Raw genomic sequence first — 24,408 nt, forward strand, 5'->3', positions numbered from 1 at the left:
CGGGCGCCGCGCGCCGTCATGGGACGGTGCGCGGCGCCCGGTCCGCGGCTCAGCCCTGGCGGGCCTTGAAGCGGGGGTCCCTCTTGTTGATCACGTAGACGCGGCCGCGACGGCGGACGATCTGCGAGCCGGGGGCGTTCTTGAGGGAGCGCAGCGAGGCACGTACCTTCACCGGTTCGCCTCCTTTCGGGCGGTTCTTGATCCGCCCATGCCAACACGGGAAGGGTGCGGTTTCTTCCCCCGCCGGTTCCCGGTGCCGGTGCCGTGGAGCGCCGGGGGCAGGATGAGGGCCATGAGTTCCCCCTCCGACGGCCCCGCCGTCCCCTCGCCGCCGCGCCCGCTCGTCCGCTCCCCGCACGAACGGGTCGTCTTCGCCCGCGGGAGGGGTGCCCAGGACCGGGTCGCGGACGCGATCACCGCCTTCGCCGGCTCGATGGCCTTCGTCTACGTCCACATCGTCTGGTTCGCGGTCTGGATCCTGCTCAACCAGGGGCTCGCGGGGCCGGGCGCGGTCTTCGACCCGTACCCCTTCGGGCTGCTCACCATGATCGTCAGCCTGGAGGCGATCTTCCTCTCCACCTTCGTCATGGTCAGTCAGAACCGCCAGGCCGCCCGTGACAACATCCGCGCCGACCTCGCCTTCGAGACGAACGTGCGCTCCGAGGTCTGGACCGCGCACATAGGCCGGGCCCTGGGCCTCGACCCCGAGGAGGTCGAGCGGAACGTCCGGCAGCTCATCGCCGAGAGCCGGGCCCGGATGGAGGTCACGGCCCCGCCGGCGACGGCGGCCGCGGAGCCGCCCGCGTCATGACCCCTGGCCGTCCGGGTCCGCGCCGCCCAGCGGACCGGGGCCGGTGAAGTCCGGACTGGCGAAGTCCGGACTGGAGTACCCGGGCGACTCGAAACCCGGCGACTCGAAACCGGGCTCCGCGACGACCCCGACCTCCGGCTCCGGGACCTCGTACTCCGGGATCGGCGGGGGCGGCGGTACGGCTCCGCCGTCTCCGTCCCCGACCCCGACCCCGACCCCGTCCCCGGTGCCGGGGTCGGTGCCCGGGCCGGGGCCGTCGGCCGAGGTGGAGAACCCCGGACTGCTGAAGCCCGGGCGGTGCCGTGCCGCGCCTTCGGGCGCGTCATCTCGGCGGTACGTCATGGTCGTCCCCCTCCCCGGAGGGCTCAGCGCCGCCGCCGGCGGTACCCCGACCAGCGGGCGCCCGCGCCCGAGCCGACCCCGCCGAGGTGCGCGGCGAGCAGCGTCAGCCCGACCAGCAGCAGGCTCGTCGGCGTGAACACGGCCTCCGTCGCCGTCCCGGTGGCGTTGATGATGAACGCGACCGCGAAGACGACGGCCGCAACGATGGCCAGCATCGTCCCTCCCAGTGGTCCGGGGGCGCGCCCTCGTGCCGCCCCTTCCCCCACCGTCTGCCCCCGGACCGGCCCCCCAGTCGGCCGGGACCCGTCAGCGCCCCCTGACGGTGTCCCTGGGAGCGCTCACAGCCTAGGATTCCGCGGTGACCGGACGATGAGCCAGTGCCGTCTCATCACCCCGCGCCCTCGTGCACCCGGAGTCCCCGCATGGCGTCGCCGCACGGCCCGCTCGACCACCGCTACCGCGGTGAGCACCCGATCCGCACCCTCGCCTACCTCTTCCGGCACGACCGCGGCCGACTGGCCCTGGCCGTGCTGGCGTTCATGGTCAAGCACACCCCGATCTGGCTGACCCCGCTGGTCACCGCGCAGATCATCGACGTCATCGTGCAGCACCGGCCGCTGTCGGGCATGCTGCTCGGCACCGGCGTGCTGCTGCTGATGCTGGTCCTCAACTACCCCTTCCACCTGCTCTACGTGCGCTGCTGGTACGGCAGCGCCCGCCGCACCGGCACCCGGCTGCGCTCCGCGTTGTGCCAGCGCATGCAGCAGCTCTCCATCGGCTACCACGCGAAGGTCAACTCCGCGGTCCTGCAGACCAAGGTCATCCGGGACGTCGAGGCCATCGAGCAGGCGGTCCAGCAGACCGGCGACATGGGCCTGTCCGCGCTCGCCACGCTGCTGGGCGCGCTGGTGGTCATCGCCGTGCAGGCACCGTCCTTCCTGCCGGTCTTCCTGGTCGTCGTGCCCGCGACGTCCGCGCTGGTGATGTGGCTGCGGGGGCGGCTGCGCGAGTCCAACGAATCGTTCCGCCAGGAGGTCGAGCAACTCTCCTCGCGGGTCACCGAGATGACCACACTCATCCCCATCACGCGCGCGCACGGCCTGGAGTCCACCGCGCTGCGCCGCGTGGACGGCACGCTCAGCCAGGTCCTCACCGCGGGGCTGCGTCTGGACCGGCTCAACGGCCGCTTCGGCTCCCTCGCCTGGATCGTCCTCAACGTCCTGGGCACCTGCTGCCTGCTCGGCTCCGCGCTCGCCGCGTACCACGGCTGGCTCGGTGTCACCCCAGGCGACGTCGTCATGCTGACCACCTACTTCTCCGCCCTCACCGCAGCCGTGACCACCCTGCTCAGCCTCACCCCCGTGGTGAGCAAGGGACTGGAGTCGGTGCGCTCGGTCGGCGAGGTGCTGCAGGCGCCCGACCTCGAGCAGAACGCGGGCAAGTCCGAGGTGGCCGCCGTCCGCGGGCGGGTGGACTTCCAAGGCGTCGGATTCACCTACGACGACGCCGCCGACCACTCGGTGCGCGACTTCTCCCTCACCGTCCGCCCGGGCGAGACCATCGCGCTGGTGGGCGCCTCGGGGGCCGGCAAGTCGACCGTCCTCAACCTCGTCATCGGCTTCCTGCGCCCCACCGAGGGCCGGATCCTGCTGGACGGGGCGGACATGGAGACCCTGGACCTGCGCAGCTACCGCCGCTTCGTGTCCGTCGTGCCGCAGGAGTCCATCCTCTTCGAGGGGACCATCCGGGAGAACGTCGCGTACGGCATGCCGGGCGTCCCCGAGGAGGCGGTACGGGAGGCCCTGCGGGCCGCCAACGCCCTGGAGTTCGTGGAGCGGCTGCCGGCCGGTCTCGCCACGGTCGTCGGCGAGCGGGGAGCCCGGCTGTCCGGCGGCCAGAAGCAGCGCCTGGCCATCGCCCGCGCGCTGATCCGCGACCCCCGTGTGCTGGTGCTGGACGAGGCGACCTCCGCCCTCGACTCCCGCTCCGAGGCCCTCGTCCAGCAGGCGCTGGAACGCCTGGTGCGCAACCGCACCGTCTTCGTGGTGGCCCACCGGCTGTCCACCATCCGCAACGCCGACCGCATCGTCGTCATGGACGGCGGAAGGATCACGGAGGTGGGCTCGCACGAGCAACTGCTCCGCGCAGGCGGCCCGTACGCCGCGCTGCGCAGCGCCCAGACCGCCTGAGCCCGCCGGCCCCGCACGCGCCCGGGGGCGCCCTCCGCGTTCGCGGAGCGGCGCCCCCGGGGCGTTTCCGTGCGGATCGGGCCGAGGTCAGCGGCGGTGGTGGTTGACGACGTGGTGGTGACGGTGCGTCCGGTGCCCGTGCCAGCGGTGGTGATGACGCTTGCCGTGGTGGCCGTGGTGGCCGCGCCCGTGGTCACCGTGCGTGGCGTGCGTGCCGTGGGCGCGGACGGACTCCGGCGTGACGGCGCCGGCGGCCGCCGCACCGCCCAGGACGACGGCCACGGCCACACCGACCGCGGCCACGAAACGGGAAACGCGCATGGATCGACTCCTGTCTCCGCGGGTGCCGTGGGCACCCGCACGGGTGGGACACGAGAAGCGTCGGGCCTCGCGGTGCCGGTTAAGGTGCGGCACGCCCGTATTGGCACTCGATTTGCTGGAATATGACGTTCTGCGGAACCGGCGCCTGTAGGCGATCCGGGGATGCCCGCGTCGCCGCGGCATCGCGTGACTGGACGCATTTGCAGGTCAGGAGCGGTGCGATGTTTCGGGCGAGGTGTCCGGGGCAGGTGCCCCACGTCCCGGCCCGCGGCCGGGGACGGCGCACCGACAGGTGATGGTGACGGTGGACGACACCGGCTTCGGCACCCTGCTGAGCGGGCTCCTGCAGCGCTCGCACAAAGTCGCCCCGGAGGAGTGGGGCGCCGCTGTCGCACGTGCCGCCCACGAGGTGGGCCTGGACGACGTGACGGTCCTCCTCGCCGACGTCCAGCAGTCCCGGCTCGTCCCGCTGCCGGGCGGCCCGGCCTGCGGTGCGCGCCGCGCCGTGGCCGTCGACGGCACGCCCGCGGGCGCCGCCTACCGGACGGTCTCACTGCGCCTGAGCGAGCGGGACGACCGGGTCACGATGTGGCTCCCCCTCGTGGACGGCGTGGAGCGGATCGGCGTCATGGAGGTCACCGCCCACCGGATCGACCCCGAACTGCTCGCCCGCTGCCGCGCGCTCGCCGACGTGACGGGCCTGGCGATCGTCTCCGGTGCGGGGGCGGGCGACGACATGCTGCGGCTCGTCCGCAGCCGCCCGATGAGCGCCGCCGCGGAGCTGGTGTGGGCCTTCCTGCCGCCGCGGACCCTCGGCACGACCGAGGTGACCTCCAGCGCCGTGCTGGAGCCCGCGTACGAGATCGGCGGCGACGCCTTCGACCAAAGCCTCCAGGGGGACCACCTGCACCTGACGGTGGTCGACGCGATGGGCCACGACCTCGCTTCGGGGCTCGTGGCGGCCGTGGCGCTGGCCGGCTGCCGGGCGGCCCGGCGCGCCGGCGCCGACCTGGGCGAGATCGTCAAGTCCGTGGACGAGACCCTGGCCGAGTGGATCCCGGACCGGTTCGCGACCGCGGTCTTCGCCGACCTCGACGTCCGCAGCGGCCAGTTCGCGTGGGCGAACTGCGGGCACCCCGTGCCACGGCTGATCCGCGCCCGGCACGTGGTCAACGGCGCCCTGGAGCGCGACGCGGACCTGCCGCTCGGCCTCGGTCCGGAGTGCGGCGGACGCCCGCGCTCCGTCCACTCCACACGGCTGCAACCCGGTGACCGGGTCCTGGTCCACACCGACGGCGTGACCGAGTCCCGCACCGAGGGCGGCGACGAGTTCGGCGAGCGGCGCCTCACCGAGTACGTCGTGCACGCCACCGCGCTCGGCGACCCCGCCCCGGAGGTCCTGCGGCGGCTCGTCCACGCCATCCTGGCGCACCGGCACGGCCGTCTCGACGACGACGCCACCGTCCTGCTCGCCGAGTGGCACCCCACCCGCTGAACACGGGTGCCCGGGGCGGTTTCCACCGCGTGGCCCGGGGCAGCCGCATTCCGACGGCCCACGGACCGCCCGCGTGGCAGCGGACACGGTCGGTGCCGCGGCCATCGCGCAGCGCGACGGCCGCCGGGCGCCCGCCGGGTGTCCCCGAGAGACATGCCCTGATCGGGAATGTTATGTGGTGTAAATCACGTTCGAACGGGTATGCGGTGTCGAGAAGACCTGAGGAGGCGCCCAGCCGTGGACACACGCAACGGCCACCCGACCAGCACCCGCATCCCCCGCGACCAGCAGATACGCACCTGCCGGCCTGCTGTCGTGAAGGAAGGCCGGGGCAATCCGCCGCAGCGGGAGCCCGACAGCGGCAAGGAATGGAACATCGTCAGGGGCGAGGACTGAGGGACCCGAGCCCCCCTGTGACGGAACGGGACCACTGCCCGGCGCCGGTGGGAAGGCGGAAGCGGTCGTGCGGACCGTGGGCGCGCCCACCGGTGGGGTGGCGGTCCCGTTCGCGCGTCCTCCTCAGCCCCTCGCGTCAGGCGCCTGCGCCGACCACGAGATGAGCGGCGGCCGCACGGCGGCGCACAGCGGGCCGCCCCTGGCGTCGGTGAGGCCCAGCCGCCCGACGAGCATCCCGGAGCGTGTGGCCTCGCGGAGCGTCCCGGTCCCGACGCCGTCGAGCATCAGCTTGGCGCGGCGGAACATCGTGAAGCCGCCGTCACCGGCCACCGTGCCCCAGGACAGGTAGACGAAACGGGCGCCGGGGCCGCCCTGGACGTAGGGGCCCGTGACGTCGACGCCGTCAGGGGTCTCACGGACCCGGCAGTCGAGGTCCCACGTCGCCGCCGCGGCGTCCCCCGGCCGCAGGTCCAGGAGTTCCGAGGGACGGGCGCGGCGCTGCACGGCGACGTGGACGCCGGCGTGGTCGCCGAAGCCGCGGCCGGGCAGGTCGCGTGCCTCGATGCGGAGCCGCACGGTCAGCCTCCCGCCGTCACGAGCCGGAACGCCAGGCACACCACGGACGTCGCGTCCTCGACGGGGGTGCCCGCGCGTTCCCAGAAACGGCGGTGCCCGGCCCGCCAGTCGGTGAGGGAGGCGTCCCCCTCACCCTCGGCGGCGGCGTGCTCCCACGTCACGTCCGCGAACGACGTCACCTCCACGCCGGTGATCTCGATGACGCCCACGCAGCGGCTCTCGCGGTCCAGCAGGGCCAGCCGCTCGCCGACGAACTCCAGCCCCTCGGACTCCTCGACGTACTCGGACAGCAGTCCGGTCGTCGCGGTCTTCCTGCCCGCCAGGACCAGGGAGTTCAGCTCGTCGCGCAGCGCGTCGGGCGTGCCGAGCTCCATGGAGCGCATTCCGTCGACCCGCGGCCACATCGGCGTACCGCCCCTCGTGCGTGGGAGTGCCGTCCGCGGGATCATCACACGACGGGTGTCACCTCCGCCAGGAACGGAGGGTCCGCTCCCGCCCGCCCGCAGGTCAGAGCCGCGACCCGCGCGGCGAGTTCCAGGGCGTCGGCCACCGCGAGCGGCACGGGACCGCCGTCCGCGGCCGCGGACAGCCGCCCCCGGGCCGCCGCCCCGCCGAGCAGCCCGGCGGAGAGGAGACCGGCGAGCAGACCCGCCATGAAGGCGTCACCGGCGCCGATCGTGTCGACGACCTCCACCCGGTGGGCGGGAACACGGTGCCGTCCCCCCGGTGCCCAGTGGGCCTCGGCACCTCCCGCGCCCCGGGTGAGGACGACCAGGCGGGGACCGCGGCGCGCCCAGTCGGCGGCGACGTCGCCCGGATCCCGACCGGGGTGGAGCCACCCGAGGTCCTCCTCGCTGGCCTTCACCACGTCGGCGAGCGCCACCAGCCGTTCGACGCGCGGCCGTTCGGTCTCGGGCGGACCGAGCAGCGCGGGCCTGAGGTTCGGGTCGTACGAGACGGTGTGCCCACGCCGCCGGACCGCCGCGACCAGGGCGAGCAGCCGCCCCGCACCCGGCTCCAGCGCGGTGGCGATCGAACCGGTGTGGAGGTGCCCCGGCACGCCGAGCGGCCCGACCGGGGGCAGGTCCCAGGTGATGTCGAACCGGTACGCGGCGCTGCCGCTCCCGTCGAGCTCGGCCCTGGCCGTGGACGTCGGGGCGTCCACGACCGACCCCGGCAGCAGCGCGACGCTCCCCTCCACCAGCCGTTCGACCAGCGCGTCGCCGTGCGCGTCCCGGCCGATGCGCGTGGCCAGGGTGACCGGGTGCCCGAGCCGGGCCAGGCCGAGCGCGGTGTTGGCCGGGCTGCCGCCCGGGTGGGCCTGCCGCGTCCCGTCGGGTCCCACGACCACGTCGGTCAGCGCCTCGCCGGCGACCAGCGTGGCGGGCGCGGTCACGGCCGCACCAGGATCTTGCGGCCGACCCCCGCCGCGAAGCGCTCGATGGCGTGGGGGTAGTCGGTGAGCGGGAAGCGGTCGCTGATGAACACCCCGGGGTCCAGCACCCCGGCGGCGAAGAGCTCAGCGGCGCGCTCGAAGCTGTGCAGGACCGCCATGGAGCCCGTGATGGTGATCTCCTCGTTGTAGATCCGGTACGGCTCGATGACCGCGCGGGCGGCGTAGTCGGCGACCCCGAACTGCAGGAAGGTGCCGCCCCTGCCGACCCGTTGCAGCCCGTCCTGGATCGCGGCGGCGTTGCCGGTGGCGTCCACGACGACCTCCCAGCCGCGCGGGCGGGCGATCTCCTGAGCCGAGCCGGCCGTGCGGTCGCAGCCCAGCAGCCGCGCGGTGGCGAGCCGTTCGGGGTTGACGTCGACGACGTCCACGCTCGCCGCCCCCGTGCGCTTGGCGAGCTCCAGCATCATCAGGCCCATCGTTCCCGAGCCGTAGATCAGCACATGGGCGCCGAGCCGGCTGCGCAGCACGTCGTAGCCGCGCACGGCGCACGACAGCGGCTCGATCAGCGCGGCGTCGGCGGTCGCCACGTGGTCGGGCAGGACCACGCAGTTGGCGACCGGTGCGACGGCGAACTCGGCGGCGCCGCCCGGCTCGGTGACCCCGATCGCGGCCCACCGCTCGCACAGGTTGCCGCGGCCCAGGCGGCAGTAGTGGCACTCGCCGCAGTGCAGCGAGGGGTCGACGGCGACCCGGGCACCGACCGCCACCTCCGTGACGGCCGAACCGACCGCGACCACCTCGCCGGCGAACTCGTGTCCCGGCACGATCGGCAGCGTCGGCGCGAACTCGCCCTGCAGGATGTGCAGATCCGTTCCGCACAGGCCGCAGGCCGCGACCGCGACCACCACGTCCCGAGGACCGGGGGCGGGGTCCTCGACGGTGGCGAGCTCGATCTTCCCGGGCTCGGCGATGACGACTGCCTTCACTTGACGGCTCCCAGTGACAGGCCCTGGACCAGCCGGTCCTGGGCGGCGAATCCGGCGACGAGGACGGGCAGGGACACCACGACGGCCGCGGCGCAGACCTTGGCGAGGAAGAGCCCCTGACTGGTGACGAAGGAGGTGAGGAAGACCGGCGCGGTCACCGAACGGACACCGGTGAGCACCCGGGCGAAGAGCATCTCGTTCCAGCTGAAGATGAAGCAGATCAGCGAGGTGGCGGCGATGCCGGGGGCGGAGACGGGGATGACGATGCGGCGGAAGACGGCCGGCAGTCCTGCGCCGTCGATCGCGGCGGCCTCGAGGATCGCCACCGGGATCTCGGCGAGGAAGGACCGCATCATCCAGACCGCGATCGGCAGGTTCATCGAGGTGTAGAGCAGGACCATCAGCCAGACGTTGTCCAGCAGCCCGAGGTTCTGCGCCACGAGGTAGACCGGCAGCAGCCCGGCCACCGCGGGCAGCATCTTCGTGGACAGGAAGAAGAACAGCACGTCGGACCACTTGCGGACGGGACGGACCGACAGCGCGTACGCGGCGGGTATCGCCAGTGCCAGCACCAGGAGGGTGGAGACCAGGCTCGCCGTCAGGGAGTTGACCAGGGCGGGCCACGGGCTGGCGCCTGTGGCGGCGCCGAAGAACTCCCGGTAGCCGTCGAGGGTGAGCCCGGCGCCGAGGGAGGGCGGGTTGGTGGCGGCGTCCGTCTCGCTGTGCAGCGAGGTCAGCACCATCCACGCGATCGGCGCGACGAACAGCAGGGCGGCGGCCCAGGCGACCAGCCCCCACAGGGAGGCGGAACGACGCCTGCGCGCACCGGGCGCGGCCACGGCGCTCATGAGGACTCCTCCTTCAGCAGCGTCGACACCAGGCGAAGCGCGAGGGTGGCGACGACGATGGTCCCGGCGACCACGACCACGCCGGCCGCCGAGGCCCGGCCGTAGTCGTGCGCCTTGTAGAAGGACTCGTAGATCGTGTACGGCAGGTTGGCGGTGCCCAGGCCGCCCGAGGTGAGGGTGAAGACCGCGTCGAAGTTCTGCACGACGTAGACCGAGCCCAGCAGCGCGGCCAGTTCGAGGTAGCGCCGCAGGTGGGGCAGGGTCAGGAAGCGGAAGACCTGCCAGGCGTTCGCGCCGTCCACCCGGGCCGCCTCCACGGCCTCCGTGGAGCGGCTCTGCAGTCCGGCGAGCAGGATCAGCATCATGAACGGGGTCCACTGCCACACCAGCGAGGCCCCGATCGCCCCGAGCGGCATCGAGGTGATCCAGTCCGGCTGCGGCGGGCGTCCGCTGCCGAACAGCTGCCACAGCCAGGTCAGGGCGCCGTTGAACAGCCCGTACTCGGGGTTGTAGAGGGCGTGCTTCCACAGCAGCGCCGAGGCGACCGGAACCAGGAGGAACGGCGCGATCAGCAGGGTCCGCACCAGCCCGCGGCCGCGGAACCGCCGGTCCAGCAGCAGCGCCAGGCCCAGTCCCAGCACGAGGCTGACCAGGACGACGCCGGCCGTGAGCCAGACGGTGGTCAGGACGGACGCCCGCAGGTCGGCGTCGCCGAACACGTCGGCGTAGTTGGTCAGTCCGGTGAAGCCGCGCCGGTCGGGGTAGAGGGCGTTCCAGTCCATGAAGGAGATCACCAGCGTGGCCACGAAGGGCAGCTGGGTGACGGCCACCATGAACACCAGCGCCGGCATCAGGGGCGCGCGCCGGGCCCACGCGGCGGCCCGGCCGGGGCCCGCGGTCCGGGCGGCCACCGCCCGGACCGGTGCCCGGTCGCGCACCCCTTCCGTGACGGCGCTCGACGTACCGGTCATGGCCGAATCACCCGTTCCGGTACTGGGCGGCGACCTTCTCCGCGAGTTGCTGGGCCTTGTCCAGCGCCGCGTCCACCGAGGTGCGCCCGGCGATCGCGGAGGCGATCTCCTGCGAGACCTTGGTGCCGAGGTCGGGGAACTCGGGGATGTCGACGAACTGGATGCCGAGCGTCGGCCGCGGCTGGACGCCCGGGTCGCGCGGGTCGGCCCCGGCGATGGCCTCCTCGGTGGCCTTGGCGAAGGGGCCCGCCACCTTCAGGTAGTCCGCGTTCGCGTACGTGGAGGTGCGCTTGCCCGCCGGGACGCGGGCCCAGCCGAGCTTCTCGCCGACGAGTTCCTCGTACCCCTTGCCGGACGCCCAGGCCACGAACTTCGCCGCGTCGTCCTGGTGCTTGCTCGCCTTCTGGATGCCCCACGCCCAGGTGTACAGCCAGCCGGAGCTGTCGGTCCTCACCACGGGCGCCGGGGCGTAGCCGACCTTGCCGGCGACGGGGGAGCCGGCACTGTCGAGGATCCCGGCCGCCGAGGTGGCGTCGTACCACATGGCGGTCTTGCCCTGCTGGAAGGCGCCCAGGCACTCGGCGAAACCGGCCTGCGGCGCGCCCGCCTCACCGTGCTCGCGGACCAGGTCGACGTAGAACTTCGTCGCCTCCTTGAAGGCGGGCGCGTTCACCTGGGCCTGCCAGTCCTTGCTGAACCAGGTGCCGCCGAAGGTGTTGACGACGGTGGTCAGCGGAGCCATCACCTCGCCCCAGCCGGGCAGCCCGCGCAGGCAGATGCCCTTCATGCCGGGCTCGGCGCCGTCGGCCTTCGCCGCGAGGCCGGCGACCTGCTGCCAGGTGGGGCGGTCGGGCATGGTGAGGCCCTTCGCCTCGAACACGTCCTTGCGGTACATCAGGAACGACGACTCGCCGTAGAACGGCTCCGCGTACAGCTTGCCGTCGGCGCCGGTCAGGCTCTCCCTCATCGACGGCAGGATGTCCGCCTGGTCGAAGTCCGGGTCCTTGGCGACGGTGTCGTCCAGCGGGGCCAGCCAGCCGTTCTTGCCGTAGATCGGCGCCTCGTAGTTGCTGATGGACGCGACGTCGTAGGTGCCGGCCTGGCTGGAGAACTCCTGGCTGATCTTGTCGCGGACGTCGTTCTCGGGCAGCACCGTGAAGTTGACCTTGATGCCGGTGCTCTTGGTGAAGTCCGACGCGGTCAGCTTCTGCAGGTCCAGCATCTGAGGGTTGTTGACCATGAGGACGTTCACGGAGGCGCCGTCGCCCTCGCCGTCCCCTCCGCCGCCACCCGCGCCGGCGCAGCCGGTGGCGAGCAGGGCCGTGCAGGCCCCGAGTGCGGTCAGCCGGACGGCGGCGCGGCGCCGTGGCGCCCTTGCGCGGTCGGTGTCGGTCCTGGGCATGGGGAGGCCTTCCTATGAGGGGGATCCCGGCATCGGGCCCGCGGCCCGGGGCGCGTCGGGGTGTGCCGGGGCGACCTGCGGCGGCTCGCGCGCAGGGTGGAGGGGGAGGTGCGGTGGATCAGACGCGCATCACGTTGGGGCCGAGCAGCGAGTAGCGGTGGGCCTCGGGGGCCGGCAGGCCCGTGTCGGTGACGATCGTCTCGAAGTCGCCGATCTCCGCGAACCGGCAGAAGCTCGAGGCGCCGAACTTGGTGTGGATCCCGACCAGGACGCGACGCCGCGCGGAGCGCACCGCCTGCGCCTTGACGTCCGCGACGACGGGATCGGGGGTGGTCAGGCCGAAGTCGCGGGATATGCCGTTGGCCCCCATGATCGCCAGGTCGATGACGAAGGAGGACAGCATCTGGGTGGCCCAGGAGCCGACGGTGGCCAGGGTGCGGCCACGTACGCGGCCCCCGAGCAGCAGCACGGTGGTCTCGGGGGACTGGGCGACCGCCGCCGCGGTCGGCAGCGAGGCGGTCACCACGGTCAGCGGGCGGTCGGTGGGGAGCAGCGCCGCCAGCAACTGCTGGGTGTAGCCCTCGTCGATGAAGACGGTCTCCGCCTCGCCGAGCAGCTTCACCCCCGCCGCGGCGATCCGGCGCTTGCCCTCCACCTGGTGGGTCTCGCGGCGGGCCAGGTCCGTCTCGAAGCCGGCGCTCTCCACCGGGTACGCCCCGCCGTGGGTCCGGCGGACCAGTCCGCGCCGCTCCAGCTCGCTGAGGTCACGGCGGATCGTCTCCGGTGCCACCTTGAAGTCCGCGGCCAGTGCGGTGACCTCCACCCGTCCGGCCTGCCGCACCAGGGCCAGGATCCTGTGCTGCCGTTCGTCGCCGCGCATGGCCGCACCTCCCTGGTCCCGGTTCCGTCATGGCCGTTCGGGCATCGGCCGCCCGTTTCCGCCCGTCCGAGATTTATACCGCCGGGGGGAGCGGTGCGGTCAGCCCGTACAAGGGCGGAGTACGCCCGTTTCTGCCCGCTTCCGGAAGTGAGGTGACGCAGGTCGGCGATGGTTCGACCGGATCACGCCAGTGAGTTTGCGGGTTTTTCTGCGTTTGGGTGATCATCGGGTGGCGACACGGCTGACGTCCGGCCGGCGGACGACGGGAGCGGCGCAGCGATGAGCAGGTGGCGGAAGACCCTCGACCGGGCCGGCATCACCGACCCCGCCCTGCGCGCGGCGTACACCGCCCAACGCCGCCTGGTGGCGCGCTTCGACCGGGCCTCGTACGCCGCCGTGCGGCTGCTGCTGCCGGCGCCGCTCGTCCCCGACGCCCTCGCGGCCACCGCCTTCATGCACCACAGCGACAACCTGCTGGACCGCGGTCCGGACGGCCGCGGCGCCTTCGCCGCGTGGGAGGCGCAGGTCCGCGCGGCCCTCGCGGGTGATCCGGGGGACCCGCTGACGCGTGCTCTCGCCCACACCGTCACCCGGCGGCCGGCGCTCCGCGGCATCGTCGCGGACTACCTCGTCGCCGCCCCCGCCGACGCCGAGTGGCGCGGCCTCGCCACCGAGGCCGACTTCCAGGCCTACGTCGACGCGTACGCGCTGCCCGCCTTCCTCCTCGTCGCGGGACTGCTCGCGCCGCCCACCGGCTTCGACGGCTACCGTGCCGCCTGCCGCACCTTCATCGAGGCCGCCCAGCGCCTGGACTTCCTGGAGGACATGGCCGAGGACCTCGCGGACGGGCGGCTGGGCGTTCCCGAGGACGCCCTGGCCCGCCACGGCCTGAGCCGGGCGGCCCTGGCCCGGGACCCCGACCCGGCGTCGGTGGCCGCGCTCGTCCGTGACCAGGCCGGCCTGGTGCGGTCCGGCTTCGCCGGCGCCCGCGGGCTCGTGGACCTCGTCCCGGAGCCCAACCGTCCCATGGTCAGTGCCCTCATCGCACTCCAGGGGCACCGGTTGCGCAGCGCGGAGCGCGCCGGCGCGACGCTCGCCCGGCGACCCGCCCCGCGTCCGCTGGGTCCAGCCCTGCTCACCCTCGCCCGCGGGTACGCGAGCACCTTCCGGCACCGCGCGCGGCCGTAGGCCGTGTCGTCCGGCAGCGCCGCGTCACGCCGTGGACGAGCCGGGCGGGCGGTGCCGGCCCGTGGCGAGGACCTCGGAGAGGCTCACGGCGGGACAGCCGAGCATCCCCGTCAGCACGCGCCGCTGGCGCTCGGTCAGAGGGGCGACGAAGACCGCCGCGTCGGCATCGGCCGCTTCGCAGACCGCGGCTGCCTCACGGATCTTCCCGTGGCTCAGCAGGGTCCGTGAGGAATAGGGCAGGGCCATCTTCGTGACCCCGCCGTCCGAGACACCGCGCCGCTGGACGATCCGCCCGACGACCCGGGCACCGCGCGCCGCCAGTTCCACGGCCGCGCCATCCATGAGCGCAGCGAAGTCCTTCTCCTTCGCGGAGAAGAGGCCGACGACCACGACACCGGCCCCCGCCAACTCCACGGGCGCGACCCGGCGCTCGCCGGACCCCGGCCTCGCAGGGCGGGCCGGACGCCGGTCGCGCCGTCGGGGCTGGTGCATGACCCACAGGGTAGACGCCGACGCCCCGCCACCGGTGGCGATACGCGTGGTGCCGCCGACCGGTGCGGAAAGAACGCAGGGGCGTTTCAAAGTCCTGGTGATCACGTGAGTCCGCAGGTTAGAGCCGTTCGGCCGGCCCGTCACGTACGCAACGAAGCTCCGGTTGAACGGGGTGACCTTCCCAAGTCGCCCTGATCCACCGGAGCTTCGATGTGACGTCAGTCTGCCACCGTCTGTCTCGTCAAGTCGCCTGCTCTGGAGGGCGTGGCCGGGCTCTCGCTGGTGGAGCGGCTGCGGGTGCTGCCCGATCCGCGTCGGCGTCGCGGACGGCCCGAGAATATGGCCACTTTGCGCAATCTGGCGATCAACGCGCTCCGCGCCGCCGGACACCGCAACATCGCCGCCGGCCTCCGCCACGCCTCCTACGACCCTTTTAACCGGCCGCTGGACCTGCCGAACATCCCCTGACCAGCAGGCCTACATGATCACCGCGACTCTGAAACGTCCCTGCTTCCGGTGCGGACAGAGCAAAAGCCGAAGACTATCGGACAGGTCATCAAATTTGGAGAAGACGGCCGCGCGGAGAAGGTTGGTGATCCCTTCCGGAGCAGCAAGTCTTCGAAATACGACGATAGAAAAGTTCCTCAATGAGTCTCCGGATATCGATACCCCGTCTAACGGTAAGTACGAGGTTGCCAGTCATGTTGAGACCAAACTTGCCTGGAGTATGCGCAATGCGGGCGTGAAGAATCTCGACGTCGTGATCAACCATCAGAGGGGCCCGTGCATACCAGAAGTCGCCGACTACGCATGCAGAGCTGCAGTTCCTGCCATCCTGCCCAAGGGGTCCACCCTGATGGTCTGGTACAAGGATGCGGCGGGTATCCTGCGAAATATCCCGCTGCACGGGGTAGGACCACCAGTGGCTAAGTGAGGTGTGCAACCATGATTCTCAGTGTCGTTTACAACGGTGGGTGGCGTTACGCAGAGGCCTGGGATGAAATTTCGCAGGTCATCCAGGAGGTCATGAGTGGGCTGCATTCGGAGGTTGAAGGGGGCCGCAGCTACTCTCCAGGTGATGACGCCTGGTTCTCCTTCGTCGGCGAGCGACACAGCGACGAGAACCGCGTGGCAGATAATCACCTGCGCCTCGCAGTCAACCATCGGACCGGCTACGGAAGTCTGGTTTGGTTCGTCAATGACAAGAGCCCGAAAAAGGGTGGGATCTACGACTCTGTTTGGGTGTCCGATAATCCTGATCCACCGGATTTCGATCCGCGAGTGGTATCGGATCCTGGCTATCCACTGTTCCATGACCCGGCCAGTACGCTTCCGATCACCCAGGTGCGTGCCGCGGTGGAGGAGTTCTGCCGGAAAGGCACAGGTGAGCGCCCGGAGTGTATCAATTGGGTTCCCGGCGAAATGAATGGCCAACGCTATGACAGGCCTCCCATAATGGATTTTGAGGAAGACCCGGAGATTGATTGGGAGAGCTTGAAGTAGTCGGGTAAAGGGCCTCATCGGACTTGCGTCCGGTGGGGCCCTTTTGGGTCATATTGGTGTGCCTTGCCGCTGACGTCGAAAGGTTGGGGTGACGGGGTTGCAGGGGCTCAGCCGCAGTCCGGTTTAACGCCCCCTTCCGTCAAGCTGGGCACCGCAACATCGCCGCCGGCGTCCGAGAGGTCTCCTACAGTAAGCGCCCCCACCCGCCCACTGTGGCTCCTGGTAATCGCCTGACCAGCAACGCAACACCACGACTTTGAATCAGCCCTGCGAAAGAACGGGCCGAGCGGCCCGCCGTCCCGGAAAGCCGCCCAATGCCTCCGTCCAGCCGCCGGGTTGACGGGAATTCACGGTGGTGAGAATTATCCGGACGGGAACTTGCTGTTTCCGTTTCCGTCGACACGTGGCGTCGCGGAGAAGTTGGTATAAGGTTCAAGAATCGGTCGTCCGGGTGGGGGCCGGCGGGCCGGTCCCGCCTGTCAGTGTGTCTGGGAACGGCAATCGTTCGCTGCGGGATCGCCCGGTGCCGCATTGTCGACGGCGCGCGCCGGAGGGGACGGCAGGCAAAGATGCCGGCCGGGTCCGCGGCCGTTGTGCTCGCCGTCTGTGCCGGTGGGGAGTTCATCAGTGGGGCACCAACAACATCTGTATTCGCACGCCTTCTATCCCGTGCTCGCCTACGTGATGGCGGCCTTGGGCTCTGGCCTCGGGCTCGCCTGTGCGGCCCGCTTCCATGCGCGGGGGCTCGCCAAGGGCTGGGCGTGGCTGGCCGCCGGGGCGCTGACCCTCGGGTCGGGCATCTGGGGCATGCACTTCATCGCCATGCTCGGCTTCTCCGTCGACGGCGTCGAACTCCGTTACGACGTGCCCCTGACCGCCCTCAGCCTGGTCGTCGCGATCGTGATCGTGGGCGTCGGCATGCTGGTCGCCGGGCTGAAGCGGTCCTGGGGCGGGCTGCTCGCCGGGGGAGCCGGCGCGGGGGTCGCCGCCGCCGCGATGCACTACCTGGGCATGGCGGCCCTGCGCTTCCCGGGCACCTTCGCCTACACGACCACGCTCGTGGTGCTCTCGGTGGTCATCGCGGTGGCGGCCGCCACCGTGGCGCTCTGGTTCACCCTGCGCGTGAGACGGGCCCGCGCGACTGTGGGCGCCTCGCTGGTGATGGCGATCGCCATCAGCGGCATGCACTACACGGCCATGACGGCCGTCACGGTACGGAGCGTGTCGGGGGTCGTGAGCGAGGACGGCGTCACCGGGATCACCCTCGTCGCCCCGCTCATCATCGGCCTGGGCATCGAGGTGCTGCTGGTCCTCTTCGCCGTCCTGGTGAATCCCGTCGAGGTCGTGGGGAACGCGGGGGCGGCGCCGCGGGAGGAATTCACCTCCCGCCCGCACGAGAACCGCCCGGCTCCCGAGGCCGTGCAACACACGGCGCCGGCGAGTTATCACGTCCCGGCTCCCGCCGCGCACTTCGAGGCATTCGGTGGCGACCAGGCGATCCGTACGGCGATTCCCGCGAATACCGGGGCTGAAATCCCGGGAATCGAAGGAGAGTGTAGGGGGCCGGGCCGTCGGGGACGTCATTCCCGTCGGCCTCGCCTCCTTCCGCTTGTGCTTCCGTTTTCCCTTCCGGTTCCTTTTCCCCGCGCGCTTCCGCCGATCGCGTCGGCCACCTCGGCGAGCGCGGCGAAGGTGTGGCCGCTGACGAACTCGTCGCAGTGGGGGAGTGCCGCCGCCATGCCGCCCGCGAGCGGAAGGTAACCCGGCGCCGCCTTGCGGGGGTTGACCCATACGACGCGGTGCGCCAGCCGCCGCAGCCGGGCGGCCTCACGCCCCACCGCCCGCGGGTCCTCGCCCTCCCACCCGTCGGAGAAGATCACGACGATCGCGCCGCGTGCCATGCCGCGGCGGCCGAAGCGGTCGTTGAACTCCGCCAGCGCGTGCCCGATCCGGGTGCCGCCCGACCAGTCCGACGCGGCGGCCCCCGCCCGGCGCAGCGCCGCGTCCACCCCGCTCCGGCCCGAGCGGCGCAGCACCGGGGTGAGGCGGGTCAGACGCGTGGCGAAGACGAAGACCTCGGCTGCCACACCGACCGCCGCCGCGCGGGGGAAGAGCCTGAGGTAGGCACGGGCGTACGGCTCCATCGAGCCCGAGACGTCGCAGAGCAGCACCAGCGGACGGCGCCGCAGCCGGGGGCGCGAGCGGGCCAGGCGCACGGGCTCCAGCCCCGTCGTGCGGATCGCGCGCAGCGTGCGGCGCGGGTCCACCCGGGGGCCGTGGGGGTCGGTGTCGCGGCGCCGGGTCCTGCGCAGCGGGGTGCGCAGCACGATCAGCTCCATCAGCCGGTCCAGGGCGGCCAGTTCCGCCGCGTCCAGGGCGGCGAAGTCCTTGTGGGCGACGACCTCCGCGGTGCTGCCCAGTGTCGCCACCGTCCCCGCAGGGCCGTCCGCCTCCTCCCCGGTGCGGGGGCCGGCCACCGTGCGTGCCGGCCCCGTCCCGGCGGGGGACGGGCCCGGTGCCGTGCGGGCACCGGGGGACGGGGCCACCCGCGCGGCGTCCTCGGCGGCGTCCGGGGGAGCGGCGGTACGGTCGCCGCGCTCCGCGGTTAGGCCCGCGAGCCCGCCGAACACACCCTCGAAGACCCGCTCGAAGGGCGCGACGAGTTCCCGGTCGGTCACGAAGGCCAGCCGCGCCGTCCAGTACAGGGCCTCCCGGTCCACCGGCGGCACCAGCCGCAACGACCGCAGGAAGCACACCGTCCGCTCGGGGGTGACCGGCAGGCCCGCGCGGCGCAGCGCCTCGCCGAGCCGGCCGCCGAACTCCGCCGTGTCGAACAGCGGCAGCGGCAGCGGCCGTGCCGGCCCGGACACCGGCTCAGGCGTCACGGCCGCTGCCCACGAGCCACTCCAGGCCCCGGTCCCGGACCAGTTCCTGGTCCTCCCGGTACTTCAGCAGCGTGCCCAGGGTCGCCCCCGCGGCCTCGGCGTCCAGGCGCCGTACGCCGAGCAGGGCGAGCGCCGCGAGCCAGTCGATGCTCTCGGCGATGCCCGGGGCCTTCTGGATCTCCAGGCCGCGCAGCCGCCGCACCGCCGCGGAGATCGCCTCCGCGAGTTCCGCCGAGGTCCCGGGCACCCGGCGGCGGACGATCCGCACCAGGCGCTCGGGGTCGGGGTAGTCGATCCAGTGGTAGAGGCAGCGCCGCTTGAGGGCGTCGTGCAGATCACGGGTGCGGTTCGAGGTGAGCACCACCACGGGCGGCACCACGGCACGGACGGTGCCGAACTCCGGGATCGTCACGGCCGACTCGGCGAGGACCTCCAGCAGGAAGGCCTCGAAGTCGTCGTCCGCCCGGTCGATCTCGTCGATCAGCAGCACCGCGGGCTCCGGGCCGGGATGGGTGAGCGCGGTCAGCACCGGGCGCCGCAGCAGGTACTCCTCCGTGAACAGGTCGGCCTCGGCGAGCCGTTCGCCGCGCGACTCGGCGAGCCGGATGCCCAGCAGCTGGCGCGCGTGGTTCCACTCGTACAGCGCTTCCGCCGCGTCGAGGCCGTCGTAGCACTGCAGCCGCACCAGAGGGCCGCCCAGCACACCGGCGAGCGCCTTAGCCGCCTCCGTCTTGCCGACCCCGGCCTCTCCTTCCAGCAGCAGCGGCTGCGGCAGCCGCAGCGCCAGGAACAGCGCGGTGACCAGCCCGGGGTCCGCGAGGTAGCCGCGCTCGTCGAGCGCCCGGCGCAGACCCGCGGGGTCCGGGACGCGCTCCTGCGTGAACGTGCTCACCGCGCCTCCGCGTAGCGGGCGGGGTCGGCCTCGAACGCCGTGCGGCAGCCCGCGCAGCAGAACCAGCGGCGCTCGCCCCCGGCGTCGGAGTGCGGGGTGTCCGGTACGGCGGCCACCGTCATCCCGCAGACCGGGTCCGGCGCGGTGGGCGGTGCGGGGTCCCCCGCGGCGGGCGGCCCGCCCACCGGGGGTGCGACGTTCGCCTCGTCCCCGCCCCGTACCGAGGCGACCACCTCGGCGAGGATGGACAGCGCGATCTCGCCCGGCGTGCGGGCGCCGATCCACAGGCCCGCGGGCGTACGGACCGCGTCCCGCTGCTCCCGCGTCAGGTCCAGCCCGGCGACCACCGCCGCCCCGCGCCGGGGACTGGCCACCAGCCCCACGTACGGCACGCCCGCGCGCACCGCCGCCGTCAGCGCGGCCTCCTCGTCACGCCCGTGCGAGGCCACCACGACCGCGTGGACCCCGGCCCGCGACTGCGCGGTGAACCCGCCCGCGGGCGGCCCCACGACCTCGTAGCCGAGGGCGGGGCCGAAGCCGGTCAGGGCCCGGGCGATGGGCGTGTCGCCCAGAACCAGGACGCGCGGGACGGGACGCCGGGGTTCGAGGAAGATCTCCAGCTCCCCGCCCGACAGGCACGGGTTGCGCAGGCTCAGTGCTCCGTCCTCCGCCTCGGGCTCCACTCCGGTGCCCTCGTCCGCCGCCTGCGGGGAGATCCGCAGCAGCAGCGCCTCGCCGCTGGCCAGCGTCCGCAGCGCCTGCGCGCGGACCGTGGCCTCCGCGCAGACGCCGCCGACGAACCCCTCGATCCGGCCGTCCTCCAGCACCACGGCGGTGTCGCGGGGGCGCGCGCTCGCCGGGCGGCGGGCGCGCACCACGGTCGCCCGGACGAACGGGACGTGGCGCGCGGTGAGTTCGGCGATCCGCGCGTCCAGCACCGGGGCCTGGCTCATTGCGGCGCCTCGACCTGGCCGTGCCGCATCGCCTGCCACACCCGGCCGGGCGTGAGCGGCATGTCGGCGTGACGCACGCCGATCGCGTCGAGCACCGCGTTGACCACCGCGGGGGGCGAGCCGACGGTCGCGGACTCGCCGATGCCCTTGGCGCCGATCGGGTGGTGCGGGGACGGTGTGACGGTGTGCCCCAGCTCCCAGGCCGGCACCTCCAGCGCGGTCGGCAGCAGGTAGTCCATGAAGGAGCCGGACAGGCAGTTGCCGTCCTCGTCGAAGCCGATGAACTCCATCAGCGCCATGCCGACCCCGTCCGCGAGGCCGCCGTGCACCTGCCCCTCGATGATCATGGGGTTGATGCGCGTCCCGCAGTCGTCCACCGCGATGAAGCGCCGCACCTTCACCGCGCCCGTGCCCGGGTCGACGTCGACCACGCAGATGTACGCCCCGAACGGGTAGGTCAGGTTGGGCGGGTTGTAGACCGTGGTGGCCTCCAGATGGCCCTCCACGCCCTCCGGCAGCTCCAGGGCGCCGTGCGCGGCCAGCGCGATCTCCTGGATCGTCCTGGTCATCGCCGGGTCGCCCTTGACCGACCAGCGGCCCTTGGTCCACTCCAGGTCCTCGGGCGACACCTCCAGCATCGCCCCCGCGATGATCCGCGCCTTGTCCCGCACCTTGCGGGCCACCAGCGCGGCGGCCGCGCCGGACACGGGGGTGGAGCGGGAGCCGTAGGTGCCGAGCCCGAAGGGCGTCTGGTCGGTGTCGCCGTGCACCACGTCGATGTCCTCGGGCGGGATGCCCAGTTCTTCGGCGACGATCTGCGCGAACGTCGTCTCGTGGCCCTGCCCCTGCGTCTGCACGCTCAGCCGCACCACGGCCTTGCCCGTGGGGTGGACGCGCAGCTCGCAGCCGTCGGCCATGCCCAGACCCAGGATGTCCATGTGCTTGCGCGGGCCCGCGCCCACCGTCTCGGTGAAGAACGACAGCCCGATGCCCATGAGTTCACCGCGCCCGCGCTTTTCCGCCTGCTCTCGGCGCAGCTCCTCGTAGCCGGCGAGGTTCATGGCCTTGCGCAGGCACGCCGGGTAGTCGCCCGAGTCGTACTCCCAGCCGGTCTTGTTCCGGTACGGGAACTGCTCGGGCCGCAGCAGGTTGAGCATCCGCAGTTCGGCGGGGTCGGCGCCGAGTTCGGCCGCGAGGCAGTCCACCATGCGCTCGATCAGGTACACCGCCTCGGTGACGCGGAAGGAGCAGGCGTAGGCGACGCCGCCCGGCGCCTTGTTGGTGTAGACGCCGGTGACCTCGCAGTGCGCCGCCTCGATGTCGTACGAGCCGGTGAAGATGTGGAAGAAGCCCGCCGGGTACTTCGTCGGCTGCGCCGTGGAGTTGAAGGCGCCGTGGTCGGCGAGGACCTTGACGCGCACACCGAGGATGCGGCCCTCGCGGGTCGCCGCGATCTGACCCGTCATGTGGTAGTCGCGGGCGAACGAGGTGCTCATCAGGTTCTCCGAGCGGTCCTCCACCCACTTGACCGGCTTGCCCGTGACGATCGAGCCGACGACCGCGCACACGTACCCGGGGTAGATGCCGACCTTGTTGCCGAAGCCGCCGCCGATGTCCGGGGAGATGACCCGGATCTTGTGCTCGGGCAGCCCCGCGACCATCGCGTACAGCGTGCGGTGCGCGTGCGGCGCCTGGGTGGTCGTCCAGAGCGTCAGCTTGCCGTCGACCGGGTCCATGGAGGCCACCGCGCCGCAGGTCTCCAGCGGCGCGGGGTGCACGCGCGGGTAGAGCATCGTCTGCTCGACGACGACGTCGGCGCCGGCGAACACCTCGTCGGTGGCGGCCCGGTCGCCGGCCTCCCAGTCGAAGATGTGGTTGTCGGTACGGCCCTCCAGGTCGTCACGGATGACCGGAGCGGCCGGGTCGAGGGCGCGGCGGGCGTCGATGACGGGGTCGAGCGGCTCGTAGTCCACGTCGATCAGCTCGATCGCGTCGCGGGCCGCGTAGTGGTCCTCGGCCACGACGAAGGCGACCTCCTGGCCCTGGAAGCGGACCTTGTCGGTGGCGAGCACCGCCTGGGTGTCCATCGACAGCGTCGGCATCCACGCCAGCCCGAGCCCGGCCAGCGTCTCCCCGGTGATCACGGCCTTGACCTTGGGGTGCGCCTCGGCGGCGGAGGTGTCGATGGACACGATCCGGGCGTGTGCGAACGGGCTGCGCAGCACCGCGCCGTGCAGCATCCCCGGCAGCTTCACGTCGTCCACGTAACGGCCCTTGCCGCGGACGAAGCGCGGGTCCTCCTTGCGCTTCATCCGGCCGAAGCCGATCGGCCGCTCCTCGGCGGCGGGCGCGGCGGGTTCCTCGACGGTGGTCATGCCTGGCTCCCCGCTTCCGCACGGCTGCCGGCCTCGTGGGCGGCGGCCCACCGGATGGCCTTGACGATGTTGAGGTAGCCCGTGCACCGGCACAGCTGCCCCGAGATGGCCTCGCGGACCTCGTCCTCGGACGGGTCGGGGTTGCGGTCCAGCAGCGCCCGGCCGCTGAGCATCATCCCCGGGGTGCAGAAGCCGCACTGCAGCCCGTGCTCCTCGATGAAGCCCTGCTGCACCGGGTCGAGGCGGTCGCCGTCGGCCAGCCCCTCGACGGTGCGGATCTCATGACCCTCGGCCATGGCGGCCAGGACCGTGCAGCTCTTGACCGGCTCGCCGTCCATCAGCACCACGCAGGTGCCGCAGTTGCTGGTGTCGCAGCCCCAGTGCGTCCCGGTCAGCTCCAGGTCGTCGCGGAGGAACCGGACGAGCAGATGGCGGGCCTCCACCTCACGGGTGTGGTCCTCGCCGTTGACGTTCACCGTGATCCGCACGTCCGTCATCCCTCCTTCGCGGCCGCGGCCGGGGCGGTGGCCCGGGCGACGGCGCGCCGCAGGGCCCTCTTGGTCAGTTCTCCGGCCAGATGCCGCTTGTACTCGGCCGGTCCACGGCTGTCGGTGACGGGCGAGCAGCTCGCCGACGCCACGCGCCCGGCCTCCTCGACGAGCTCCGGCGACGGCTCACGGCCCTCCAGCAGCTCCTGTACCGCCTCCGCGTGCAGCCCGTCGGCGCCGACCGCCGCCAGACCCACCCCGACGTGCGTCATGCGACCGTCGTCGAGGGAGAGCGCCACCCCGGCCGCCGCCACCGCCCAGTCACCGGCCTTGCGCTCCAGCTTCTCGTAGGCGCTGCCGGAGTGGGCCAGGACCGGGAAGCGCACCTCGGTGAGCATCTCCCCGGCGCCGACCGCCGTCTCGTACGGTCCGCGGTGGAAGTCGGCCATGGCGACGGTGCGTTCGCCGTCCGCGCCGCGGATCACGGCGACCGCGTGCAGCGCCGCGCACACCGCCGACAGGTCCTCGGACGGGTCGGCCTGGCACAGCGAGCCGCCGATGGTGCCGCGGTTGCGGACCGGCGGGTCGGCGATCACCCGCTCGGCGTCGTGGATGATCGGGAAGTGCCGGCCGACCAGCGGCGACTCCAGCAGGGTGCGGTGCCGGGTGAGGGCGCCGACCCGCAGCTCGCCGCCGGTCTCGTCGATGTGGTCGAGTTCGGTGAGGTCGTTGATGTCGACGAGCACCTCCGGCCCGGCCAGACGCAGCTTCATCATGGGGAGCAGGCTGTGCCCTCCCGCGAGGACCCTGGCCTCCTCGCCGAAGCGCCCCAGCAGTTCCAGGGCCTCCTCCACGCTCTGCGCCCGTTGGTACTCGAACGAAGCGGGTACCTGCACGGCACCCTCCTTCCCTGCCCGGACGGTCGACGGTGTGGGTCGATGCGGGGTGCATGTGGGGGGAACACTCGCGCCGCGGGCGGGGTCGGTCAACGGCAACTGAAGAGAATGGTTAATCCGGAC

Annotated in this window: 27 protein-coding genes and 1 pseudogene; 9 read left to right on the forward strand and 19 right to left on the reverse strand. The window is 72.5% G+C overall.

Annotated features, from left to right (window positions below):
- Positions 1 to 49 precede the first annotated feature (49 nt).
- Complete coding sequence (ykgO, locus tag ABZ312_RS32110) at positions 50 to 172, reverse strand: type B 50S ribosomal protein L36 (RefSeq protein ID WP_018562490.1); 123 nt, start codon at positions 170 to 172, stop codon at positions 50 to 52.
- 120 nt (positions 173 to 292) lie between these two features.
- Here ykgO and ABZ312_RS32115 point away from each other — a divergent pair, with 120 nt between their 5' ends.
- On the forward strand, positions 293 to 811 hold the full coding sequence (locus ABZ312_RS32115) for a DUF1003 domain-containing protein (protein ID WP_500326429.1): 519 nt from the start codon (positions 293 to 295) through the stop codon (positions 809 to 811).
- Here ABZ312_RS32115 and ABZ312_RS32120 read toward each other — a convergent pair.
- Together ABZ312_RS32120 and ABZ312_RS32125 are read right to left on the reverse strand one after the other, a co-directional pair.
- Positions 806 to 1,153, reverse strand: coding sequence for a hypothetical protein (locus tag ABZ312_RS32120; protein WP_500439289.1), 348 nt, complete (start codon positions 1,151 to 1,153; stop codon positions 806 to 808). The genes ABZ312_RS32115 and ABZ312_RS32120 overlap by 6 nt on opposite strands.
- Before the next feature lie 23 nt (positions 1,154 to 1,176).
- A complete protein-coding gene (locus ABZ312_RS32125) occupies positions 1,177 to 1,368 on the reverse strand; it encodes a hypothetical protein (RefSeq protein ID WP_499515636.1) in 192 nt (63 codons plus the stop codon).
- A gap of 207 nt (positions 1,369 to 1,575) precedes the next feature.
- On the opposite strand from ABZ312_RS32125, the gene ABZ312_RS32130 reads away from it, so the two are divergent.
- A complete protein-coding gene (locus tag ABZ312_RS32130; protein ID WP_500358111.1) occupies positions 1,576 to 3,342 on the forward strand; it encodes an ABC transporter ATP-binding protein in 1,767 nt (588 codons plus the stop codon).
- Positions 3,343 to 3,429: 87 nt separating this feature from the next.
- Here the strand turns inward: ABZ312_RS32130 and ABZ312_RS32135 are convergent, their stop codons facing one another.
- Positions 3,430 to 3,663 (reverse strand): hypothetical protein, encoded by a 234-nt coding sequence (locus tag ABZ312_RS32135; RefSeq protein WP_500439290.1) that lies wholly within the window; start codon positions 3,661 to 3,663, stop codon positions 3,430 to 3,432.
- A gap of 295 nt (positions 3,664 to 3,958) precedes the next feature.
- Between ABZ312_RS32135 and ABZ312_RS32140 the strand changes: the two genes are divergently transcribed.
- A complete protein-coding gene (locus tag ABZ312_RS32140) occupies positions 3,959 to 5,158 on the forward strand; it encodes a PP2C family protein-serine/threonine phosphatase (protein WP_500326421.1) in 1,200 nt (399 codons plus the stop codon).
- 237 nt (positions 5,159 to 5,395) lie between these two features.
- A complete protein-coding gene (locus ABZ312_RS32145) occupies positions 5,396 to 5,554 on the forward strand; it encodes a hypothetical protein (protein ID WP_179279708.1) in 159 nt (52 codons plus the stop codon).
- A 123-nt stretch (positions 5,555 to 5,677) separates the two neighbouring features.
- On the opposite strand, the gene ABZ312_RS32150 is transcribed toward ABZ312_RS32145, so the two are convergent.
- The 8 genes from ABZ312_RS32150 to ABZ312_RS32185 form a co-directional block, all read right to left on the reverse strand.
- Entirely contained in the window at positions 5,678 to 6,130 is a 453-nt protein-coding gene (locus ABZ312_RS32150) for a DUF5990 family protein (RefSeq protein WP_500358114.1), read from the reverse strand.
- A 2-nt stretch (positions 6,131 to 6,132) separates the two neighbouring features.
- Complete coding sequence (locus ABZ312_RS32155) at positions 6,133 to 6,504, reverse strand: ASCH domain-containing protein (RefSeq protein WP_500326417.1); 372 nt, start codon at positions 6,502 to 6,504, stop codon at positions 6,133 to 6,135.
- A 74-nt stretch (positions 6,505 to 6,578) separates the two neighbouring features.
- Positions 6,579 to 7,526 carry a carbohydrate kinase family protein gene (locus ABZ312_RS32160; RefSeq protein WP_500439291.1) on the reverse strand — a complete coding sequence of 316 codons (948 nt, stop codon included), beginning with the start codon at positions 7,524 to 7,526 and terminating at the stop codon, positions 6,579 to 6,581.
- A complete protein-coding gene (locus ABZ312_RS32165; RefSeq protein ID WP_500326414.1) occupies positions 7,523 to 8,512 on the reverse strand; it encodes a zinc-dependent alcohol dehydrogenase family protein in 990 nt (329 codons plus the stop codon). The genes ABZ312_RS32160 and ABZ312_RS32165 overlap by 4 nt, the downstream gene beginning before the upstream one ends.
- Positions 8,509 to 9,360 carry a carbohydrate ABC transporter permease gene (locus ABZ312_RS32170; protein ID WP_500326412.1) on the reverse strand — a complete coding sequence of 284 codons (852 nt, stop codon included), beginning with the start codon at positions 9,358 to 9,360 and terminating at the stop codon, positions 8,509 to 8,511. Before ABZ312_RS32170 ends, ABZ312_RS32165 begins: the two co-directional genes overlap by 4 nt.
- Positions 9,357 to 10,331 (reverse strand): carbohydrate ABC transporter permease, encoded by a 975-nt coding sequence (locus tag ABZ312_RS32175; RefSeq protein WP_500358119.1) that lies wholly within the window; start codon positions 10,329 to 10,331, stop codon positions 9,357 to 9,359. The genes ABZ312_RS32170 and ABZ312_RS32175 overlap by 4 nt, the downstream gene beginning before the upstream one ends.
- A 7-nt stretch (positions 10,332 to 10,338) precedes the next feature.
- Complete coding sequence (locus tag ABZ312_RS32180; protein ID WP_500439292.1) at positions 10,339 to 11,733, reverse strand: ABC transporter substrate-binding protein; 1,395 nt, start codon at positions 11,731 to 11,733, stop codon at positions 10,339 to 10,341.
- Positions 11,734 to 11,851: 118 nt separating this feature from the next.
- Complete coding sequence (locus ABZ312_RS32185) at positions 11,852 to 12,613, reverse strand: DeoR/GlpR family DNA-binding transcription regulator (protein WP_500326407.1); 762 nt, start codon at positions 12,611 to 12,613, stop codon at positions 11,852 to 11,854.
- A gap of 279 nt (positions 12,614 to 12,892) precedes the next feature.
- Between ABZ312_RS32185 and ABZ312_RS32190 the strand changes: the two genes are divergently transcribed.
- Complete coding sequence (locus tag ABZ312_RS32190; protein WP_500439293.1) at positions 12,893 to 13,801, forward strand: squalene/phytoene synthase family protein; 909 nt, start codon at positions 12,893 to 12,895, stop codon at positions 13,799 to 13,801.
- 24 nt (positions 13,802 to 13,825) lie between these two features.
- Here ABZ312_RS32190 and ABZ312_RS32195 read toward each other — a convergent pair whose 3' ends face one another.
- Positions 13,826 to 14,293 carry a hypothetical protein gene (locus tag ABZ312_RS32195; protein ID WP_500326404.1) on the reverse strand — a complete coding sequence of 156 codons (468 nt, stop codon included), beginning with the start codon at positions 14,291 to 14,293 and terminating at the stop codon, positions 13,826 to 13,828.
- Positions 14,294 to 14,557: 264 nt separating this feature from the next.
- On the opposite strand from ABZ312_RS32195, the gene ABZ312_RS32200 reads away from it, so the two are divergent.
- From ABZ312_RS32200 to ABZ312_RS32215, 4 genes and pseudogenes are all read left to right on the forward strand, one after another.
- Positions 14,558 to 14,761 (forward strand): hypothetical protein, encoded by a 204-nt coding sequence (locus tag ABZ312_RS32200; protein WP_500439294.1) that lies wholly within the window; start codon positions 14,558 to 14,560, stop codon positions 14,759 to 14,761.
- 94 nt (positions 14,762 to 14,855) lie between these two features.
- Positions 14,856 to 15,227 carry a DddA-like double-stranded DNA deaminase toxin gene (locus ABZ312_RS32205; RefSeq protein WP_500439295.1) on the forward strand — a complete coding sequence of 124 codons (372 nt, stop codon included), beginning with the start codon at positions 14,856 to 14,858 and terminating at the stop codon, positions 15,225 to 15,227.
- A gap of 11 nt (positions 15,228 to 15,238) precedes the next feature.
- Entirely contained in the window at positions 15,239 to 15,796 is a 558-nt protein-coding gene (locus ABZ312_RS32210; protein ID WP_500439297.1) for an Imm1 family immunity protein, read from the forward strand.
- Between the two features lie 684 nt (positions 15,797 to 16,480).
- A pseudogene (locus ABZ312_RS32215) lies at positions 16,481 to 16,930 on the forward strand (MHYT domain-containing protein); the annotation flags it as partial.
- Positions 16,931 to 17,376: 446 nt separating this feature from the next.
- Here ABZ312_RS32215 and ABZ312_RS32220 read toward each other — a convergent pair.
- The 6 genes from ABZ312_RS32220 to ABZ312_RS32245 are packed head-to-tail and all read right to left on the reverse strand — an operon-like array spanning position 17,377 to position 24,285.
- Positions 17,377 to 18,681, reverse strand: coding sequence for a vWA domain-containing protein (locus tag ABZ312_RS32220; RefSeq protein ID WP_500326397.1), 1,305 nt, complete (start codon positions 18,679 to 18,681; stop codon positions 17,377 to 17,379).
- On the reverse strand, positions 18,671 to 19,573 hold the full coding sequence (locus ABZ312_RS32225; RefSeq protein ID WP_500326395.1) for an AAA family ATPase: 903 nt from the start codon (positions 19,571 to 19,573) through the stop codon (positions 18,671 to 18,673). Before ABZ312_RS32225 ends, ABZ312_RS32220 begins: the two co-directional genes overlap by 11 nt.
- The gene (locus tag ABZ312_RS32230) at positions 19,570 to 20,526 is read right to left on the reverse strand and encodes an XdhC family protein (RefSeq protein WP_500439299.1); all 957 of its coding nucleotides are present in this window, start codon (positions 20,524 to 20,526) and stop codon (positions 19,570 to 19,572) included. The genes ABZ312_RS32225 and ABZ312_RS32230 overlap by 4 nt, the downstream gene beginning before the upstream one ends.
- Positions 20,523 to 22,901: an aerobic carbon-monoxide dehydrogenase large subunit gene (locus ABZ312_RS32235; protein WP_500326392.1), complete on the reverse strand. Its 2,379-nt coding sequence runs from the start codon at positions 22,899 to 22,901 to the stop codon at positions 20,523 to 20,525. The genes ABZ312_RS32230 and ABZ312_RS32235 overlap by 4 nt, the downstream gene beginning before the upstream one ends.
- Positions 22,898 to 23,398, reverse strand: a complete 501-nt coding sequence (locus ABZ312_RS32240; RefSeq protein WP_499515655.1) for a (2Fe-2S)-binding protein — start codon at positions 23,396 to 23,398, stop codon at positions 22,898 to 22,900. The genes ABZ312_RS32235 and ABZ312_RS32240 overlap by 4 nt, the downstream gene beginning before the upstream one ends.
- A complete protein-coding gene (locus tag ABZ312_RS32245) occupies positions 23,395 to 24,285 on the reverse strand; it encodes an FAD binding domain-containing protein (RefSeq protein ID WP_500326390.1) in 891 nt (296 codons plus the stop codon). Before ABZ312_RS32245 ends, ABZ312_RS32240 begins: the two co-directional genes overlap by 4 nt.
- Positions 24,286 to 24,408 lie beyond the last annotated feature (123 nt).

This window comes from Streptomyces sp. NPDC006207 (genome assembly GCF_040613835.1).
GTDB lineage: Bacteria > Actinomycetota > Actinomycetes > Streptomycetales > Streptomycetaceae > Actinacidiphila.

Coding starts and splice junctions, on each gene's coding strand:
- ABZ312_RS32120 (WP_500439289.1), bottom strand. CDS start 1,153: ATGACGTACCGCCGAGATGACGCGCCCGAAGGCGCGGCACGGCACCGC.
- ABZ312_RS32135 (WP_500439290.1), bottom strand. CDS start 3,663: ATGCGCGTTTCCCGTTTCGTGGCCGCGGTCGGTGTGGCCGTGGCCGTC.
- ABZ312_RS32230 (WP_500439299.1), bottom strand. CDS start 20,526: ATGAGCCAGGCCCCGGTGCTGGACGCGCGGATCGCCGAACTCACCGCG.
- ABZ312_RS32235 (WP_500326392.1), bottom strand. CDS start 22,901: ATGACCACCGTCGAGGAACCCGCCGCGCCCGCCGCCGAGGAGCGGCCG.
- ABZ312_RS32155 (WP_500326417.1), bottom strand. CDS start 6,504: ATGGAGCTCGGCACGCCCGACGCGCTGCGCGACGAGCTGAACTCCCTG.
- ABZ312_RS32195 (WP_500326404.1), bottom strand. CDS start 14,293: ATGCACCAGCCCCGACGGCGCGACCGGCGTCCGGCCCGCCCTGCGAGG.
- ABZ312_RS32180 (WP_500439292.1), bottom strand. CDS start 11,733: ATGCCCAGGACCGACACCGACCGCGCAAGGGCGCCACGGCGCCGCGCC.
- ABZ312_RS32175 (WP_500358119.1), bottom strand. CDS start 10,331: ATGACCGGTACGTCGAGCGCCGTCACGGAAGGGGTGCGCGACCGGGCA.
- ABZ312_RS32130 (WP_500358111.1), top strand. CDS start 1,576: ATGGCGTCGCCGCACGGCCCGCTCGACCACCGCTACCGCGGTGAGCAC.
- ABZ312_RS32115 (WP_500326429.1), top strand. CDS start 293: ATGAGTTCCCCCTCCGACGGCCCCGCCGTCCCCTCGCCGCCGCGCCCG.
- ABZ312_RS32170 (WP_500326412.1), bottom strand. CDS start 9,360: ATGAGCGCCGTGGCCGCGCCCGGTGCGCGCAGGCGTCGTTCCGCCTCC.
- ABZ312_RS32125 (WP_499515636.1), bottom strand. CDS start 1,368: ATGCTGGCCATCGTTGCGGCCGTCGTCTTCGCGGTCGCGTTCATCATC.
- ABZ312_RS32210 (WP_500439297.1), top strand. CDS start 15,239: ATGATTCTCAGTGTCGTTTACAACGGTGGGTGGCGTTACGCAGAGGCC.
- ABZ312_RS32240 (WP_499515655.1), bottom strand. CDS start 23,398: ATGACGGACGTGCGGATCACGGTGAACGTCAACGGCGAGGACCACACC.
- ABZ312_RS32140 (WP_500326421.1), top strand. CDS start 3,959: ATGGTGACGGTGGACGACACCGGCTTCGGCACCCTGCTGAGCGGGCTC.
- ABZ312_RS32185 (WP_500326407.1), bottom strand. CDS start 12,613: ATGCGCGGCGACGAACGGCAGCACAGGATCCTGGCCCTGGTGCGGCAG.
- ABZ312_RS32190 (WP_500439293.1), top strand. CDS start 12,893: ATGAGCAGGTGGCGGAAGACCCTCGACCGGGCCGGCATCACCGACCCC.